This is a genomic window from Pseudarthrobacter sp. NamB4 (assembly GCF_005796185.1).
Classification (GTDB): domain Bacteria; phylum Actinomycetota; class Actinomycetes; order Actinomycetales; family Micrococcaceae; genus Arthrobacter.
This window is the reverse complement of the sequence record NZ_VAHM01000002.1, coordinates 148,914-162,861: the sequence shown is the minus strand read 5'-3', so window position 1 is coordinate 162,861 and position 13,948 is coordinate 148,914. Positions and strand designations below refer to the sequence as shown.

The 13,948-nt window shown below is 67.6% G+C and carries 13 protein-coding genes and 1 pseudogene; all 14 read right to left on the bottom strand.

The window, feature by feature from the left end:
* The 14 genes and pseudogenes from FDW81_RS02255 to FDW81_RS02190 all read right to left on the bottom strand — a co-directional run bounded on the left by FDW81_RS02255 (position 1) and on the right by FDW81_RS02190 (position 13,926).
* The gene (locus tag FDW81_RS02255) at positions 1-894 is read right to left on the bottom strand and encodes a Rossmann-like and DUF2520 domain-containing protein (RefSeq protein WP_138132496.1); all 894 of its coding nucleotides are present in this window, start codon (positions 892-894) and stop codon (positions 1-3) included.
* Positions 887-2,485 (bottom strand): PH domain-containing protein, encoded by a 1,599-nt coding sequence (locus tag FDW81_RS02250; protein WP_138132495.1) that lies wholly within the window; start codon positions 2,483-2,485, stop codon positions 887-889. The genes FDW81_RS02255 and FDW81_RS02250 overlap by 8 nt, the downstream gene beginning before the upstream one ends.
* Positions 2,482-2,994, bottom strand: a complete 513-nt coding sequence (locus FDW81_RS02245) for a PH domain-containing protein (protein WP_138132494.1) — start codon at positions 2,992-2,994, stop codon at positions 2,482-2,484. The genes FDW81_RS02250 and FDW81_RS02245 overlap by 4 nt, the downstream gene beginning before the upstream one ends.
* Positions 2,975-3,520 (bottom strand): DUF3180 domain-containing protein, encoded by a 546-nt coding sequence (locus tag FDW81_RS02240; protein ID WP_138132493.1) that lies wholly within the window; start codon positions 3,518-3,520, stop codon positions 2,975-2,977. The genes FDW81_RS02245 and FDW81_RS02240 overlap by 20 nt, the downstream gene beginning before the upstream one ends.
* Positions 3,517-4,062 (bottom strand): 2-amino-4-hydroxy-6-hydroxymethyldihydropteridine diphosphokinase, encoded by a 546-nt coding sequence (gene folK, locus FDW81_RS02235; protein WP_138132492.1) that lies wholly within the window; start codon positions 4,060-4,062, stop codon positions 3,517-3,519. The genes FDW81_RS02240 and folK overlap by 4 nt, the downstream gene beginning before the upstream one ends.
* Positions 4,059-4,451: a dihydroneopterin aldolase gene (gene folB, locus FDW81_RS02230; RefSeq protein WP_138132491.1), complete on the bottom strand. Its 393-nt coding sequence runs from the start codon at positions 4,449-4,451 to the stop codon at positions 4,059-4,061. Before folB ends, folK begins: the two co-directional genes overlap by 4 nt.
* A 13-nt stretch (positions 4,452-4,464) precedes the next feature.
* On the bottom strand, positions 4,465-5,385 hold the full coding sequence (folP, locus tag FDW81_RS02225) for a dihydropteroate synthase (RefSeq protein WP_138132490.1): 921 nt from the start codon (positions 5,383-5,385) through the stop codon (positions 4,465-4,467).
* Between the two features lie 10 nt (positions 5,386-5,395).
* Positions 5,396-6,040: a GTP cyclohydrolase I FolE gene (folE, locus tag FDW81_RS02220; protein ID WP_138132489.1), complete on the bottom strand. Its 645-nt coding sequence runs from the start codon at positions 6,038-6,040 to the stop codon at positions 5,396-5,398.
* 10 nt (positions 6,041-6,050) lie between these two features.
* The gene (ftsH, locus tag FDW81_RS02215; RefSeq protein WP_138132488.1) at positions 6,051-8,114 is read right to left on the bottom strand and encodes an ATP-dependent zinc metalloprotease FtsH; all 2,064 of its coding nucleotides are present in this window, start codon (positions 8,112-8,114) and stop codon (positions 6,051-6,053) included.
* 209 nt (positions 8,115-8,323) lie between these two features.
* Positions 8,324-9,337: pseudogene (locus FDW81_RS02210) on the bottom strand (LacI family DNA-binding transcriptional regulator).
* Positions 9,338-9,380: 43 nt separating this feature from the next.
* Positions 9,381-9,932, bottom strand: a complete 552-nt coding sequence (hpt, locus tag FDW81_RS02205; RefSeq protein WP_041651844.1) for a hypoxanthine phosphoribosyltransferase — start codon at positions 9,930-9,932, stop codon at positions 9,381-9,383.
* A gap of 30 nt (positions 9,933-9,962) precedes the next feature.
* A complete protein-coding gene (gene tilS, locus FDW81_RS02200; RefSeq protein WP_171027081.1) occupies positions 9,963-11,093 on the bottom strand; it encodes a tRNA lysidine(34) synthetase TilS in 1,131 nt (376 codons plus the stop codon).
* Positions 11,094-11,165: 72 nt separating this feature from the next.
* Positions 11,166-12,296: a zinc-dependent metalloprotease gene (locus FDW81_RS02195; protein ID WP_138132487.1), complete on the bottom strand. Its 1,131-nt coding sequence runs from the start codon at positions 12,294-12,296 to the stop codon at positions 11,166-11,168.
* 91 nt (positions 12,297-12,387) lie between these two features.
* Entirely contained in the window at positions 12,388-13,926 is a 1,539-nt protein-coding gene (locus FDW81_RS02190) for a D-alanyl-D-alanine carboxypeptidase/D-alanyl-D-alanine-endopeptidase (RefSeq protein WP_138132486.1), read from the bottom strand.
* Between the last annotated feature and the right edge of the window lie 22 nt (positions 13,927-13,948).

Below are 13,948 nucleotides of genomic sequence, written 5' to 3'. Positions count from 1 at the left end.
TCAGTCCTCCTTGGGTTCCAGGGCGTGGCGCAGCCCCTCAAGCTGGCCGGCCTTCAGCAGCCCGCGCCCTTCGGCGCGCAGGGCTGTGGCCCGTGCCATGGCAAGGTACGCCGCAAGCACGTCGCCGCGCCCGCCGCCGTCGAACTCCCGCAATGCCTCGGCATGGGCGGCGACGGTTCCCACGTCACCCCTGGCAACCGGACCAGTCAGCGCCGACTCCCCGGACGCGAGCGCGTTCTCCAAGGTGGCCCGCAGCAGCGGACCCAGCATGCGTGCCGGCAGCTCCACGCCTACCGAGCCGAGCAGCTCCGAAGCCTGAGCCACGAGCGTGACCAGGTGGTTGGACCCGTGGGCCAGGGCAGCGTGGTACAGCGTCCGGTCCGCCTCCGCGATGGCCACGGGTTCGGCACCCATCTCCACTACCAGCGCCTGGGCAATGGGGAGCATCGCCGCGTCCGCCGTGACCCCGAACGTGCAGTCCAGCAGCCGCGTGAGGTCCAGGCTCATCCCCGTGAACGTCATGGCCGGATGCAGTGCCAGCGGAACGGCACCGGCGGCGCGGACCGGATGCAGGACGCCGACGCCGAAGCGGCCCGACGTATGGGCAACCAGCTGGCCCGGCTGCCAGGCTTCCAGCTTGGCGAGCCCATCCACCAGGCCCGGAAGGGCGTCGTCAGGCACGGCGAGCAGGACCAGTTCCGCGCGTTCCACGATCTCCTGCACCTCAAGGACGGGAACGCCGGGAAGGAGGGCTTCCGCCCGGTCACGGCTTGCCTCAGAAACCGCGGACACCCCGATCACCGCATGCTCGGCGGCGCGCAGGGCGGCACCAAGCACTGCCCCGACTTTTCCGGCGCCAATGATTCCGACGCCTAGGCGCCCGGGCTTAGCCATGCTGCCCGCCTTCCTGTTGGTGGGTGGTCCGGACGGGCTCGGCCACCGGTACGGCTTCAGCTGCCGCCGGTGCTACTTGCCGGAGCCACTGTTCGGCGGTCTGCCGCTTCCTGGCCAGCCGGGCCCGTGCGGACTGTTCGTCGAAGAGCGTCCTGGCTTCGTCCACCCCGGCCTGGGTGAGGCGGGGAAGGACCGGCCCGGCGGTGGTGTGCAGGACCAGGTCCGCAACCCGGAACAACCGTGCCAGCGGGCCCTGGTGCAGGGCGATGGACTGGGTGCGCTGGTGCGGCACCACCACGAGCTGGCGCCACCAGCGGCCGGACCGCAGCAGCAGGGCGGTGTCCGTGGCGGCGAACCCGTTCCGGCGCCAGCCCAGCGGGGCCAGCCAGCGGGCCCGGCGTGGAGTGGTGACGAAGCCGCCGGCGAAATCCAGTCCGGTCAGCCCGGCGCCAAAGACGACGGCGGGTTGCGGAGTGCCGGGGTCCGGGAGCACCAGGGCGAGCATGTTCATCACGTCCGGAAGCGTCCCCACGGGCAGCAGGGTAGTGCGGGCCGATCCTTCGCCCGCGTTCTCCACCAGTCCGTACCCGGCCACGTTGACCTGCATCCGAAACCAGCCCAGCAGCCGCCAGAGCGGTGGCTGGGTTATCTTCACGGCCTGGATGCGCCCGGGCGGCAGCGTCTGCGCCTGCGTGTCGAGCAGTCCGTACCGCAGCCGGATGCCGTCCGGCGAGATGGCGGCCGTGAAGTTGTATCCCTTGTTGAACAGGTTCCAGTAAGTGGCGGCGAGACCCAGCACTGCCGGGACGAGATACAGGAAGAAGGCGCTGCTCTCCGTGACAGCGGAAAGCACCACGGATGCCACGGTGGCCGCCACCACGAAGACGCTCTGCCCGCTCAGCAGCAGCGAGCCCACAAGGCGCGACGGCGGCACTGCAAGTACCGGATATTCCGGCGCCTCGGGTGCGGCCACGCCTGGGTCTTCCGTTCCGGTGGTAACACCGGCGGCGCGGGCGAGGATGGTGGCGCGGAGCTGCCGGGCGTCGTCCATTTTCAGGTAGGCCAGCCGCACCGCGGATTCGCCGGCGTCAGCCACCTCGAACTTGAGTTCTGCAAGCCCGAAGATCCTGGCCAGCAGCGGCTGGACGATGTCGATGGCCTGCACCCGGTCCAGCCTTGCCTGGCGCTGCTGCCGGAACAGGAACCCGGTATTGACGCGGACGTAGCCGCCCGCCACCTGGTACTTGGTGAAGTACCAGGTCAGGATGAAGCCGAGCACGGTGACCAGCAGGACAGCTCCGCCGCCGGCGAGCAACAGGGGCGCCCGGCCCGCGAGCTCCTCCTCGAAGACAGGCCGCCCTTGGAGGGAACGCTCAAAGATGTCCCGGCCGAAGAAGAAGGCGATGGCCGCCAGGGCAACCCAACCACGCACGAACGGCGACGCCGGATGCACGCGCAGCCATTCGCCGTTGGACGCTGCACTTTCTGCAGCAGGGGCCGGCGCGGGACTTTCTGCAGCGGGGGCGGGCAGGGCCGGAAGGGGCTGGCCCGACTGTGTCCCGGGGTCAGGAAACCGCCCGTCTGCCGTCACAGCCCTGCCAGCCTGGCTTCGCCCCGGGCCGCCAGCTGCTCGCGAAGCCGGGCCCCCTCGGCGGCGGGAAGGCCGGGAATCTGGGCGTTCGTGCCGGGTGATGCCGTATGCAGTTTAAGGGTGCACAGGCCCAGGCCGCGCTCCACCGGCCCCACGCTGATGTCGACGTACTGCATGCGTCCGTAGGGAACGGCCATGGTGCGCTGGAAGAAGATACCGGTCCTGATCAGGAGGTCATCGTCCCGCTCGGCATAGCCAATGGCCCGGACCTGCCGCGGTATCAGCACCAGCCGCCAGAGGGCCACCAACAGCATCACAGCAGGAACAGTCACGGCCAGCCACAGCGGCGGCCACACCCACACGCCTGCCAGGACGAGCATCAGCGGCAGGGAGAGAACCAGCACAGCAACCAGGTTTCCCAGCGCCCACTGCACCAACCTCACGGTGATGTACCTGGGCGAAACGCGCTGCCAGGCGATGCCTGGAGGGTCAATCGCCTCGGTACGCATATTCGCCCTCCCCAGCGGCCTCACCCGGCACGGCGCGGCCGGATTTCCCGTCAACACCCTTGGTGTCGCCGTCTTCGGGCGGGATTTTGCAGAACCGTTCCACCAGCAGGCCCACCACGATCATCACGAGGCCCCCTCCGGCCATCGCCAGTGCAAGCCAGGTGATGCCTTGGTCGCTGCGCAGGCTCCAGATGCGCAGCTGGTCCAGGAAGATGCCCACATGCCACCCCAGCAGCACCGTCCCGGCGTATGCGCAGGCTTGGGCGAGCACCAGGGTCCGCGCGGCGAGCAGCGGGTCAAGCACTGTCTTCTTCCTGGTGCTGTCGTTGAGGCTGTTCCGCCACCGCAGGACCCTGATGCCCAGGATCAGGGTGATGGCAACTATCACGCCCATGGTGGCCAGCGCCGTCGCCGGCAGGACCGGGGTTGCCATGCTGAACCGGCTGGTGACCACAGTGGCGGACCAGCCTGCCACGGCCAGGATGAAACCGATGAGCAGGAGGCGCAGCGGACTGATGGGCTTCATCGCTCCTCCACTGCCCCGGCCGTGGGCATTCCGTCAAAGTCGCCGAAGCCGTCGAACGGAACGAGGTCGCCGAAGTCCTCTGCCTTGGCGGCCAGTATGCTGATGCGTTCGCCGTCCAGCGTGGCGGCGGGTTCAATGAGCGACCATGGGTAGAGCACGAACGCGCGGCCGGCGGCGCGGGGATGCGGGAGGGTGAGGACCGGATCATCGCTGCGAAGGTCGCCGTAGGTAATGATGTCGACGTCGAGCGTGCGCGGCCCCCAGCGCACCTCCCGCACGCGGTGGTGCTTGTTCTCCACCGCCTGGCAGTGTTCCAGCAGCTCGCTCGGGGACAGGCTGGTTTCCACGGTGATGACCATGTTCAGGAAATCCGGCTGGTTGGGAGGCCCGCCCACGGCCTTGGTCTGCATGACAGGAGAGACCGCCAGCAACCGCACCTCGGGCGGATCCACGAGGTCGGCAACGGCCTCGGTCAGGGTGTCGTTGCGTTCACCCAGGTTGCTGCCGAGGGCAAGGACCGCCTTGGAATAACCGATGTTCATGACCCCTCCCCTTCAGCTGGTTCTTCCGCGCTGCTGCGTGCACGGCGGACGGTGACAGCCACATCGCCGAAGGGTACCTCGATGGGCGCCTGTGGCTTGTGCACGGTGATGTCCACGGCCTGGAGCCGGAATTCGCTGAGCAGGCTGTCCGCAATCCGCACGGCCAGCGCCTCGATGAGGTTCATCGGCGCGCCGGAGATCCATTGGGTAATACGCTGCGCCACCTCGCCGTAGTGCGCGGTGTCCCGGACGTCGTCGGACTCCGCCGCCTTGGTGAAGTCGAGGTAGAGCACAGCGTCCACAACAAAAGGCTGGCCCTCGCGGCGCTCAAAATCAAACACGCCGTGATGGCCGACGGCGGTCACGCCGCTCAGCGTAATCCTGTCCATGGGTCCCCCGGCCCTACTGGTTTTTGGGTGATGCAGCCATGCGCGCGGCAACCTTGACGGCATCAAGGCTGGAACCGACGTCGTGCACCCGGACGGCCCAGGCACCGCGGTAGGCGCTTATGGCAGTGACGGCGGCGGTGGCCCCGTCACGCTCCTCAGGGGCAGCCGACTTTCCGGCCACCGTCAGCAGGGAGCCGAGGAAGCGCTTGCGTGAAGCGCCCACCAGGACCTTGTGCCCGAGGCTGTCCAACTGGTCAAGGTTCTGCAGGAGCTCCCAGTTCTGGGCGTCGTTCTTGGCGAACCCCAAACCGGGGTCCACGATGACCTGCTCCTGGCTGACACCGGCGGCATACAGCTTGTCCCGTACGCCGGCGAGTTCCGCCACCACTTCCCCGGCCACATCCTTGTACTCGGCGAGCGAGTTCATGGTGCGCGCGTCCCCGCGGCGGTGCGTGAGGATGTACGGGACCTTGGCGGCTGCCACGAGTTCAGCCATCTCCGGCTCCATGCTGAGGCCGGAGATGTCATTGATGATGGCGGCGCCGGCTTTCAGGGCGGCGGCGGCAGTGGAGGCATGGGTGGTGTCGATGCTGACCAGCGCACCGGCTTTCACCAGTGCCTCGATCACGGGAATGACCCGCTGCTGTTCCTCTTCCGGGCTGACGTCCTCGGCGCCGGGGCGGGTGGATTCGCCGCCGACGTCGATGATGTCCGCACCGGCGTAGAACATCCCCAACCCTGCCGCGATGGCTGAATCCGCCGTCGGGTGCTTGCCGCCGTCGCTGAACGAATCGGGGGTGACGTTCAGGATGCCCATGACCAGGGTGCGGTCAGTGGGAAGGTCTTCGAAGCGGGCCGCCGCGCGGGGCTTGCGCAGGACGGGCAGCGGGGAGGTTGCGGGCCCGGTTCCCGGGGCTGCAGCGAGTGAATCCATGGTCTGATGGTTACCTTCCGAGGATGAGGCTCATGGCTTCGGCGCGGGTGGCCGGGTCATGCAGCTGCCCGCGGACCGCGCTGGTGACGGTCTTCGCTCCGGGCTTGCGGATACCGCGCATTGACATGCACATGTGTTCGCATTCGATAACGACGATCGCGCCACGCGGCTTGAGGTGGCGGACCAGCGCTTCAACAATATCCGTGGTGAGCCGCTCCTGGACCTGCGGGCGGCGTGCGTAGATGTCCACGAGCCGGGCCAACTTGCTCAGCCCGGTGACCTTTCCGTCATGCGAGGGGATGTAGCCCACGTGGGCGGTCCCGTGGAACGGCACCAGGTGGTGCTCACAGGTGGAGTAGAACGGGATGTCCTTGACCAGGACCAGTTCCTCATGGTCCAGGTCGAAGGTGGTTGACAGGACGTCCGCGGGGTCGTGGTGCAGCCCGGCGAACACCTCTGCGTACGCCTTGGCCACCCGCTTAGGGGTATCAATGAGGCCGCCGCGGTCCGGGTCCTCGCCGATGGCCAGGAGGATTTCACGGACGGCCGCCTCGATCCGGGGCCGGTCCACTTTCTGGTGCTTTGGATGGTGGGCGCCGCCCTCCGCCGGGTAGCCGGCGGAGGCGGGAACGTCGTCGTCGTCGAAGTGGGTCACGTATGAAAGCTTAGCCGCGGAGGGCGTCGGGCCCCGAGTCGGTGACCCCGCCCTTGAAAGGCGCACCCTCCGGAACACCCTGCGGGTGCGGGGGGTTCGCGTCCAGAGGCTCGTCCAAGCGGGCCTTCCTGGCCTCTTCCTGGGCTTCGCGCTCGGCCCTTTCCCGGGAGGACTCAACCGGGCCGGCCATCTGCACCGGGCGGGTCTCCTTGGACAGCCAGACTTCCCGGAAATCGCGCTTGCGGATGTCCCTGAAGATGTCGGCGATCTCAGCCTGGTTCAGGGTTTCGCGTTCCAGCAGCTCCAGGGCAAGGCGGTCCAGGACGTCGCGGTTCTCGGTGAGGATGGCGTAGGCCTCGTCATGGGCCTGGTCGATGAGGCGGCGCACTTCCTCGTCCACCACGTAGGCAATCTGGTCCGAGTAGTTGCGCTCGTGGCCGGCGTCGCGGCCCAGGAACGGCTCGCCGCCGCCTTGGCCCAGGCGGACAGCGCCAACGCGCTCACTCATGCCGTATTCGGTGACCATCTTGCGTGCGGTGCCGGTGGCCTTCTCGATGTCGTTGGACGCACCGGTGGACGGGTCATGGAAGACGATCTCTTCGGCGACGCGGCCGCCCATGGCATACGCCATCTGGTCCAGGAGCTCGTTGCGGGTCACCGAGTACTTATCGTTGTCCGGGACCACCATGGTGTAGCCCAGGGCCCGGCCGCGGGGCAGGATGGTGATTTTCGTGACCGGGGCGGAGTTCCGCAGCGCTGCCGCCACCAGGGCGTGGCCGCCTTCGTGATAGGCAGTGATCTTGCGCTCGTGCTCCTTCATGACGCGGCTGCGCTTCTGCGGGCCGGCCATGACGCGGTCGATGGCTTCATCCAGCGCCCGGTCATCAATCAGGTTTGCGTTGGAGCGTGCCGTCAGCAGCGCGGCCTCGTTCAGGACGTTGGCCAGGTCCGCGCCGGTGTATCCGGGGGTCTTCTTGGCCACGGCCTTCAGGTCCACGCCGGGCGCCATCGGCTTGCCCTTTGCATGCACCTGCAGGATCTGGTCCCGGCCGATCATGTCCGGAGCCTCCACACCGATCTGGCGATCGAAGCGGCCCGGGCGCAGCAGCGCGGGGTCCAGCACGTCGGGACGGTTGGTGGCTGCGATAAGGATGACATTGGTCTTGACGTCGAAGCCGTCCATCTCCACCAGGAGCTGGTTGAGGGTCTGCTCGCGCTCGTCATTGCCGCCGCCGATGCCGGCACCGCGGTGGCGGCCTACAGCGTCAATTTCGTCAACAAAGATGATGGCCGGGGAGTTGGCCTTGGCCTGCTCAAAGAGGTCGCGGACACGGGAGGCGCCCACGCCGACGAACATTTCCACGAAGTCCGAGCCGGAGATGGAGAAGAAGGGAACGCCGGCTTCACCCGCAACGGCGCGGGCCAGGAGGGTCTTACCTGTGCCGGGAGGGCCGTACAGCAGCACGCCCTTGGGGATCTTGGCGCCCACGGCCTGGAACTTGGCGGGCTCCTGGAGGAATTCCTTGATCTCCTGGAGTTCTTCTACGGCTTCGTCGGATCCTGCGACGTCCGCAAACGTCACCTGCGGCATGTCCTTGCTGACCATCTTGGCCTTGGACTTGCCAAACTGCATGATCTTGGAGCCGCCGCCCTGCATGCGGGTCATGAGGAACCAGAACAGCGCGCCGAGGAGGATAACGGGGATCAGGAGGGAAAGCAGGCCGGAGAACCAGTTGCTCTCGATGGGCTGGTCGGTGTAGCCCTGGGCCGGCTTGGCGTCGGTCACGGCTTTGACCACGTCCTCCGCGCGGGCGTCCACGAAGAAGAACTGGACGCTCTTGCCCTTGTCCTGGCCGTCCAGCTGCAGGTTGTCCTTCAGGGTGAGGTCAACGCGGTTCTCGCCGTCGAAGATCTTTGCCTGTTCGACGTCGTTGCCGGCAAGCAGTTCAAGGCCCTTGTCAGTATCGATCCGTGCCGCACCGCCGGGGGCCAGCGTTGCAAAGGCCACCAGGAGCAGACCGACCACGACGACGATCCAGATGCCTGGGCCTTTGAAGAAGTTCTTAGCTTTCATCTGTTCGGGGGCTGGCCCCGTCCCTTCTGGTAGTGCTTCACGGCGAGTAGTCTGCGCGCGTGATGGTGCTGCGTCAGCTTCTAGCTATACACCGTCCGGAGTAGATCACGCATGATGGAAGGCAAAAGTTCCCTGTGGGCGTAGCCCTGCAACTCCCCGGTGCCGCGGCGCCCAGCCCGCTTCGCGCAGCAAGTTCTATGCCTTTAATTTTAGTCGCGCGGCCCGGCGACGGATTCCCTGATCACGGCTGGACATGGCAAGAGCGCCGGCTCCGGCCCCTTGTGATCTGCCGGAAGCTTTCCTTCAACCATGCCCACCAGCCTTTCAGCTGCCCACGCTCCCATCCCGTAATGCGGCAGCGCCACGGTTGTGAGGCCTGGGTAAAGGCCGGCGGCAATAAGTTCCTGGTCGTCGAACCCCACCACGGAGAGGTCCGCCGGAATTGAGAGGCCCAGCTCCGCCGCCGCCCGGTACGCCCCCATCGCCATTCTGTCGTTGTAGCAGAAAAACAGGCCCGAGGGCGGGTTGCTGCCAGCGAGGATCCGGCGGGCCGCTTCGTAGCCGCCCCGCGCGTCCGACGCCGCTGCCTCCACAGGCGCTGCGCCGCCGTCGAGCCCGGCGCTGGTGAGGGCGTCCCGGAAACCGCAGCCGCCCGTCGGTGGACAGCACGTCCTCTGTGTTGTTCAGGAAAGCAATGCGCGTGTGCCCGGCGTTGAGGAGGATATCGACGGCGGTGCGGGCACCGCCGTACTCGTCCGGCACCACGGAGGCCAGGCCGTTGCCGGGGCTGACGGCGTCCACCAGGATTGCCGGGACCATTGCCAGGCCGGCGGGGCCTGCACCGTGCGGTGGTACATCGTGGTGTAGAGGATGCCGTCCACCTGCCGCTCCAGGAGCGCTTGAACGTCCGACTCCCGGGACGTGCTGCTCGCCGTCCCGGAGGTGTTGATAACCATCAGCGTGTAGCCCCGGGCCCTGGCGGCCTTGTCCGCGCCCAGGATGATCCGGCCGGCGTGCGGAGTGGTGGCAATATCCTCACTCACCAGTCCGAGGATTCCGCTGCGCCGGCTCCGCAGCGCCTGTGCCAGCCGATTGGGACCGTACCCCAGCTGTTGTGCAGCGGTTTTAACCCTGCTGCGCGTCTCGGGACTGACCCGCGCGTACGCGGCGTCGTCCAGGACATGCGCAACGGTGGTGACGGAAACTCCGGCCACCAGTGCCACATCCTTGATGCCAATGGTCCTGCCCAAGGCCGGAGGGTGCAGCCTACTCGTAAACGTGCGGCGCCAGGGTACCCACGAAGTCCAGGTTGCGGTACTTCTCGGCGTAGTCCAGGCCGTAGCCCACCACGAACTCGTTGGGGATGTCGTAGCCCACGTACTTAACGTCGATCTCCACCTTCGCGGCGGTCGGCTTGCGGAAGGCGGTGCAGATCTCCACCGACGCCGTGCCGCGGGATTCCAGGTTGGTCTTGAGCCAGGACAGGGTAAGGCCGGAATCGATGATGTCCTCGACGATCAGCACGTCCTTGCCCATCAGGTCCGTGTCCAGGTCCTTCAGGATGCGGACAACTCCGGAGGACTGGGTGCCTGAGCCGTAGGAGGACACCGCCATCCAGTCCATGGAAATGTGGCTGTGGAGCGCCCGGGCCAGGTCGGCCATGACCATCACTGCACCCTTGAGCACACCCACGATCAGGATTTCGCGGCCCTCGTAGTCCTTGTCGATCTGGGCAGCGAGTTCGGTAATCCGCTGCTGGATCTGTTCCTTGGTGTAGAGAACGTGCTTGAGGTCTGCCTGGACGTCGTTTGAATCCACCAATGGCTCCTGTGTAGATGCGGGGTGCGACTATTTTGCGGACGGCTTTTGGGGCCGGAATACTAGCTTCCCACAGCGCGCCCCCTCGCGGGGAACGGGCTCTGCTTTATCAGCCGCCGCCTGGCGGCCTGTTGCCTCGGCTGCTTCGAGCTCTGCCAGCGAGAGCCGGTAGACGCGCACTCCGCCGGGCAGTTCAACGGGACCTGCGGATCCCTGCCGCCGCAGCAGCGCCTCCGCCGCCAGAAGGCGCTGGTAACTGGGCTGCTGGCCTCCGACGTCGGCCGCTGCCTTGGCAAGGACCCGGAACCTGATGGCAGGGGCCAGGGCGCGCAACGACTCCTCGCGAAGGCTCAGTTCCCGGCCGTTCCGCTCCGTGAGCGCAGCGAAGGTGCTTTCCGCCACTTCCTCGAGGTAGTCGGCGTCCAGCTGCAGGATTGACGCGGTCCGGGCGAGCGATTCGGCGACCCCGGGACCCAGTTTTTCCTCCAGGTGCGGGAGCACTTCGACGCGGGTGCGCGAACGTGCGAAGGACGGGTCCGCATTGGTGGGATCGTGCCAGGGCTTCAGCTCCTCCACCGCGCAGATCTCTTCAGTGTCCGCCCGGCGGAGCCCGAGGAAGGGTCGCAACAGCTTTCCGCGGGCGGGCCTCATCCCGGCGAGGGATCGGGTGCCGGAGCCCCTGGCGAGGCCCAACAGCACCTGCTCAGCCTGGTCGTCCAGGGTGTGCCCCAGCAGGATGGCATCCGCACCCTGCGCGGCGGCGGCGGCTTCCAGCGCTTCGTGCCGGGCTTCCCGGGCGGCTGCCTCCGGACCCATGCCGGCGCTTGCCACGGTGACGGCCCGGACCTCCACGGGGGCCAGGCCCAAGTCCCGCAGGACCTCCCCCGTTTTCGCTGCCACCCGGGCAGACCCTTCCTGCAGCTGGTGGTCCACCACCACCGCGCCCACTGTTACCGGATGCCCGTCAACGTGGCCCCGCCGGGCGAAGTACGCGGCCACTGCGGCCAGGGCCAGGGAGTCCGGGCCCCCGCTGCAGGCAACCAGGACATGCCGCGGATAGCCCGCCCGGGCCAGGGCCTCCTGCAATGCTTTGCGGGCCGTGCCGACGACGGGGGCCAGCCTTCCGGGCCGCCGCCGGCCGCTGGGCACACTGTTGTCCATGCCAAGGCGACCGCCGTTGGAAGTGGCGCCAGGTACGGCGGACGCCGCGTCAGGTGATGTGCTGTGCGGCAATCAGTGTCCCATCCGCTCAAGCCACAACTTGGCGTCGTGGATCTCCGGCTCCGTAGGCAGAGTGTCTGCAGACTCCCAGACCTTGTTAAAGCCTTCCATGCCCGCCACATCCACCACGGCACGAACGAACCTGGCGCCGTCCGAGTACTGCCGCATTTTTGCGTCCAGCCCCAGGAGGTTGCGGATGAACTTCTCGATCACGCCGCGGTCCTTGCCGCGGTCATTGAACCGCTGCCGGATGGTTTTCACCGAAGGGATGATGCTGGCATCCACCGCGTCCATCACCACGTTGGCGTGGCCTTCGAGGAGGCTCATCACGGCGGTCAGATGGGAAATGGCGGCCTTCTCTTCGGGATCCTGAAGGAGGTCCAGGATTGCGCCGCGGCCGGGCGTAGTGCCGGAGGCGGTCCGGTCCTTCAGGGAGCGGGCGGCCGCGGTGGCCCGCTCCATCAGCGAATCAACATTACCCAGGAGGTGGACGCTGAGCTGGTCGATCTGTTCGAGCATGTGCTGCCGCAGCCAGGGGGCCGCAGCGAACTGGACGCGGTGGGTCTGCTCGTGCAGGCATACCCAGAGGCGGAAATCCTCGGGGGTGACGTTGAGTTCGCGCTCGACGGCCACGATGTTGGGTGCCACGAGCAGGAGCCTGCCGCCGGACGGTGCGTTGGAGCCTTCGGCGAGGGCAGCGAAGGGATCGTACTGGCCCAGAACCTTGCTCGCCAGGAATGCCAGGACGGCGCCGAGCTGGCTGCCGGTGATGGCCCCGCTGACGCTGGCGGCGGTGGGGCTGAGGGTGCCATGCCGGTTTTCCACCATCTTTTCCATGGCGGGCTTGAGCATCACTGCGAAGCTCTGGGTGTTGGCCTTGGCCCAGGACGCCCGGTCCACCACCAGCACGGTGGAGTCGCGGAGGTCCCGCGCCGCTTCCAGTCCCGTGATGTGGTGCACGTGCTCCACGCAGACGTCGGCCAGCCGGCGCAGGCTGTCCACGGCCTCGCTGATGGCGGCCTGGTTGAGTGCCGGCCCGGCGGGGGCCAGGCGGGCGGCGGTGGAGGCGGCGAGGTCCCAGTTGATCAGGGACTGCGCCGTGGCGGACAACGTCTGGGTTGACGACTCGCGTGTGGGCTCCATGGTCCCATCAGAACACAGAGAGCTGGAGATAGTCCTTAAGTTCGCTGACCGGCGAACCACTACTGCCGATGGTGGTCAGCGAACGCGACACCTACCGGCAGCCGCAGCCGGCGAGCACGGTGGCGGCCCGGTCCAGCGCTTCCTTGTTTCCTGCTGCTCCGGGAGTGAGTCCGTTGCCGATGAACGAAAAGACCAGGAGCCTGCCGTCCGTATCCACCACGTAGCCGCTGAGCGCAAGCACAGTGTTCAGCGTGCCGGTCTTGGCTCGCACCAGCCCTGCTCCCGCTGCGGTGGCCTCGCCTCCATACCGTGTGTCCAGCGTGCCGGTGAGGCCGGCCACCGGGAATCCGTCCAGGGCAGCGCGGAGCCTGGTGTCCGTACCGGTGGTGATGAGTCGGACCACCTCGGAGAAGAGACGCGCCGGGACCTGGTTGCCCATCGCCAGCCCGCACACGTCCACCAGTTGGACTGGGCCTGCGGCGAGGCCGGCTTCGATGAGCTGCGCGCGGACGGCGGCCGTGGCGCCGTCGTTGCTGGCCGGCAGGCCCTCGGCGAGTGCCGTCAGCCGGCCCAGGGCTTCCGCCAAGTAGTTGTCGGAGTCCCGCAGCATCAGGTTCACCTGCTCCGCGACGGTGGCGGACTGCACGTCGGCGAGCACTGGCACCCCAGTGGAACCCTCACCTTCAGGCCTGTCTGTCGGCGGATTTGTTGCCGCGGCAGGCTCCGGTGAACGTTCGACGGCGGCCGCCACGGTGAGTCCCGCAGCGGCGCCTGCCTCCCGCAGCCGGGCAGCGAATTCCCCCGCCACGGTCATCGCCGAATCCTGGGGACGGGGACCCGTGGTGACGGCAGGATCGTAACGGGCTGAATTCAGCGCCAGCGGGAACACCGGCGCCACCTCGCCCGCTGCCACATCGCCGCTCTCCCACGCCGGGTTCAGCGCGGGGCCGGAAAAGAGAGAGTCATCCACCAGGACTTTAATCTCACCGGCCGTTCCCTCTGATTGCAGAGCGGCCACTGTTTCCGCAGCAAGGGTGGCCAGGCCGGCCTGGCCCAGCACCTGCTCCCGGTTCGACCCGCCAGCACCAAGGAGGACGTCGCCGCCGCCCACCAGCACCACCTGTCCAGGGGCTGGTCCCGTAACCACGCTGGTGGTGAAGCGGTGCTCGGGACCCAGTGTCCGCAGGGCGGCAACTGCGGTCAGCAGCTTCATGTTGGACGCCGGAACCCGGCTCTCGGAACCGCCGCGGTCGAACAGGACCTGGCCGGTCAGTGCATCCTGCACCAGCCCGGTAAAGTCTCCACCGCCGTCGGCCTTCAAGAGCGGGTCCAGCTGCGCAGTGAGGGCCGCCTGCGCTGGGAGGTCGGCGGAAGCACTCAGGGCGGGAAAGCCTTCATGGGCGGAGAGCGTGGCGGGGGCCTGCTGCCACGCAGGTGCAGACGGAGCGGGGGCGGGAGGTTCGGGGCCCAGGAAACCCGGGGCCACCAGCAGCGCCGCCGGCACGGCCAGGACGAGCAGGAGCGCCGTCAGCAGGACGGAGGGCCAGACCCTCCGCAGGCTGGCGCCTGCCCTCCGCACCGCCTGCCGCGCACGGGCAACCCACTGATCCTTGCCGCTTGTTGTGGTCATGCCGGTGCCGGTCCTCAAGTCC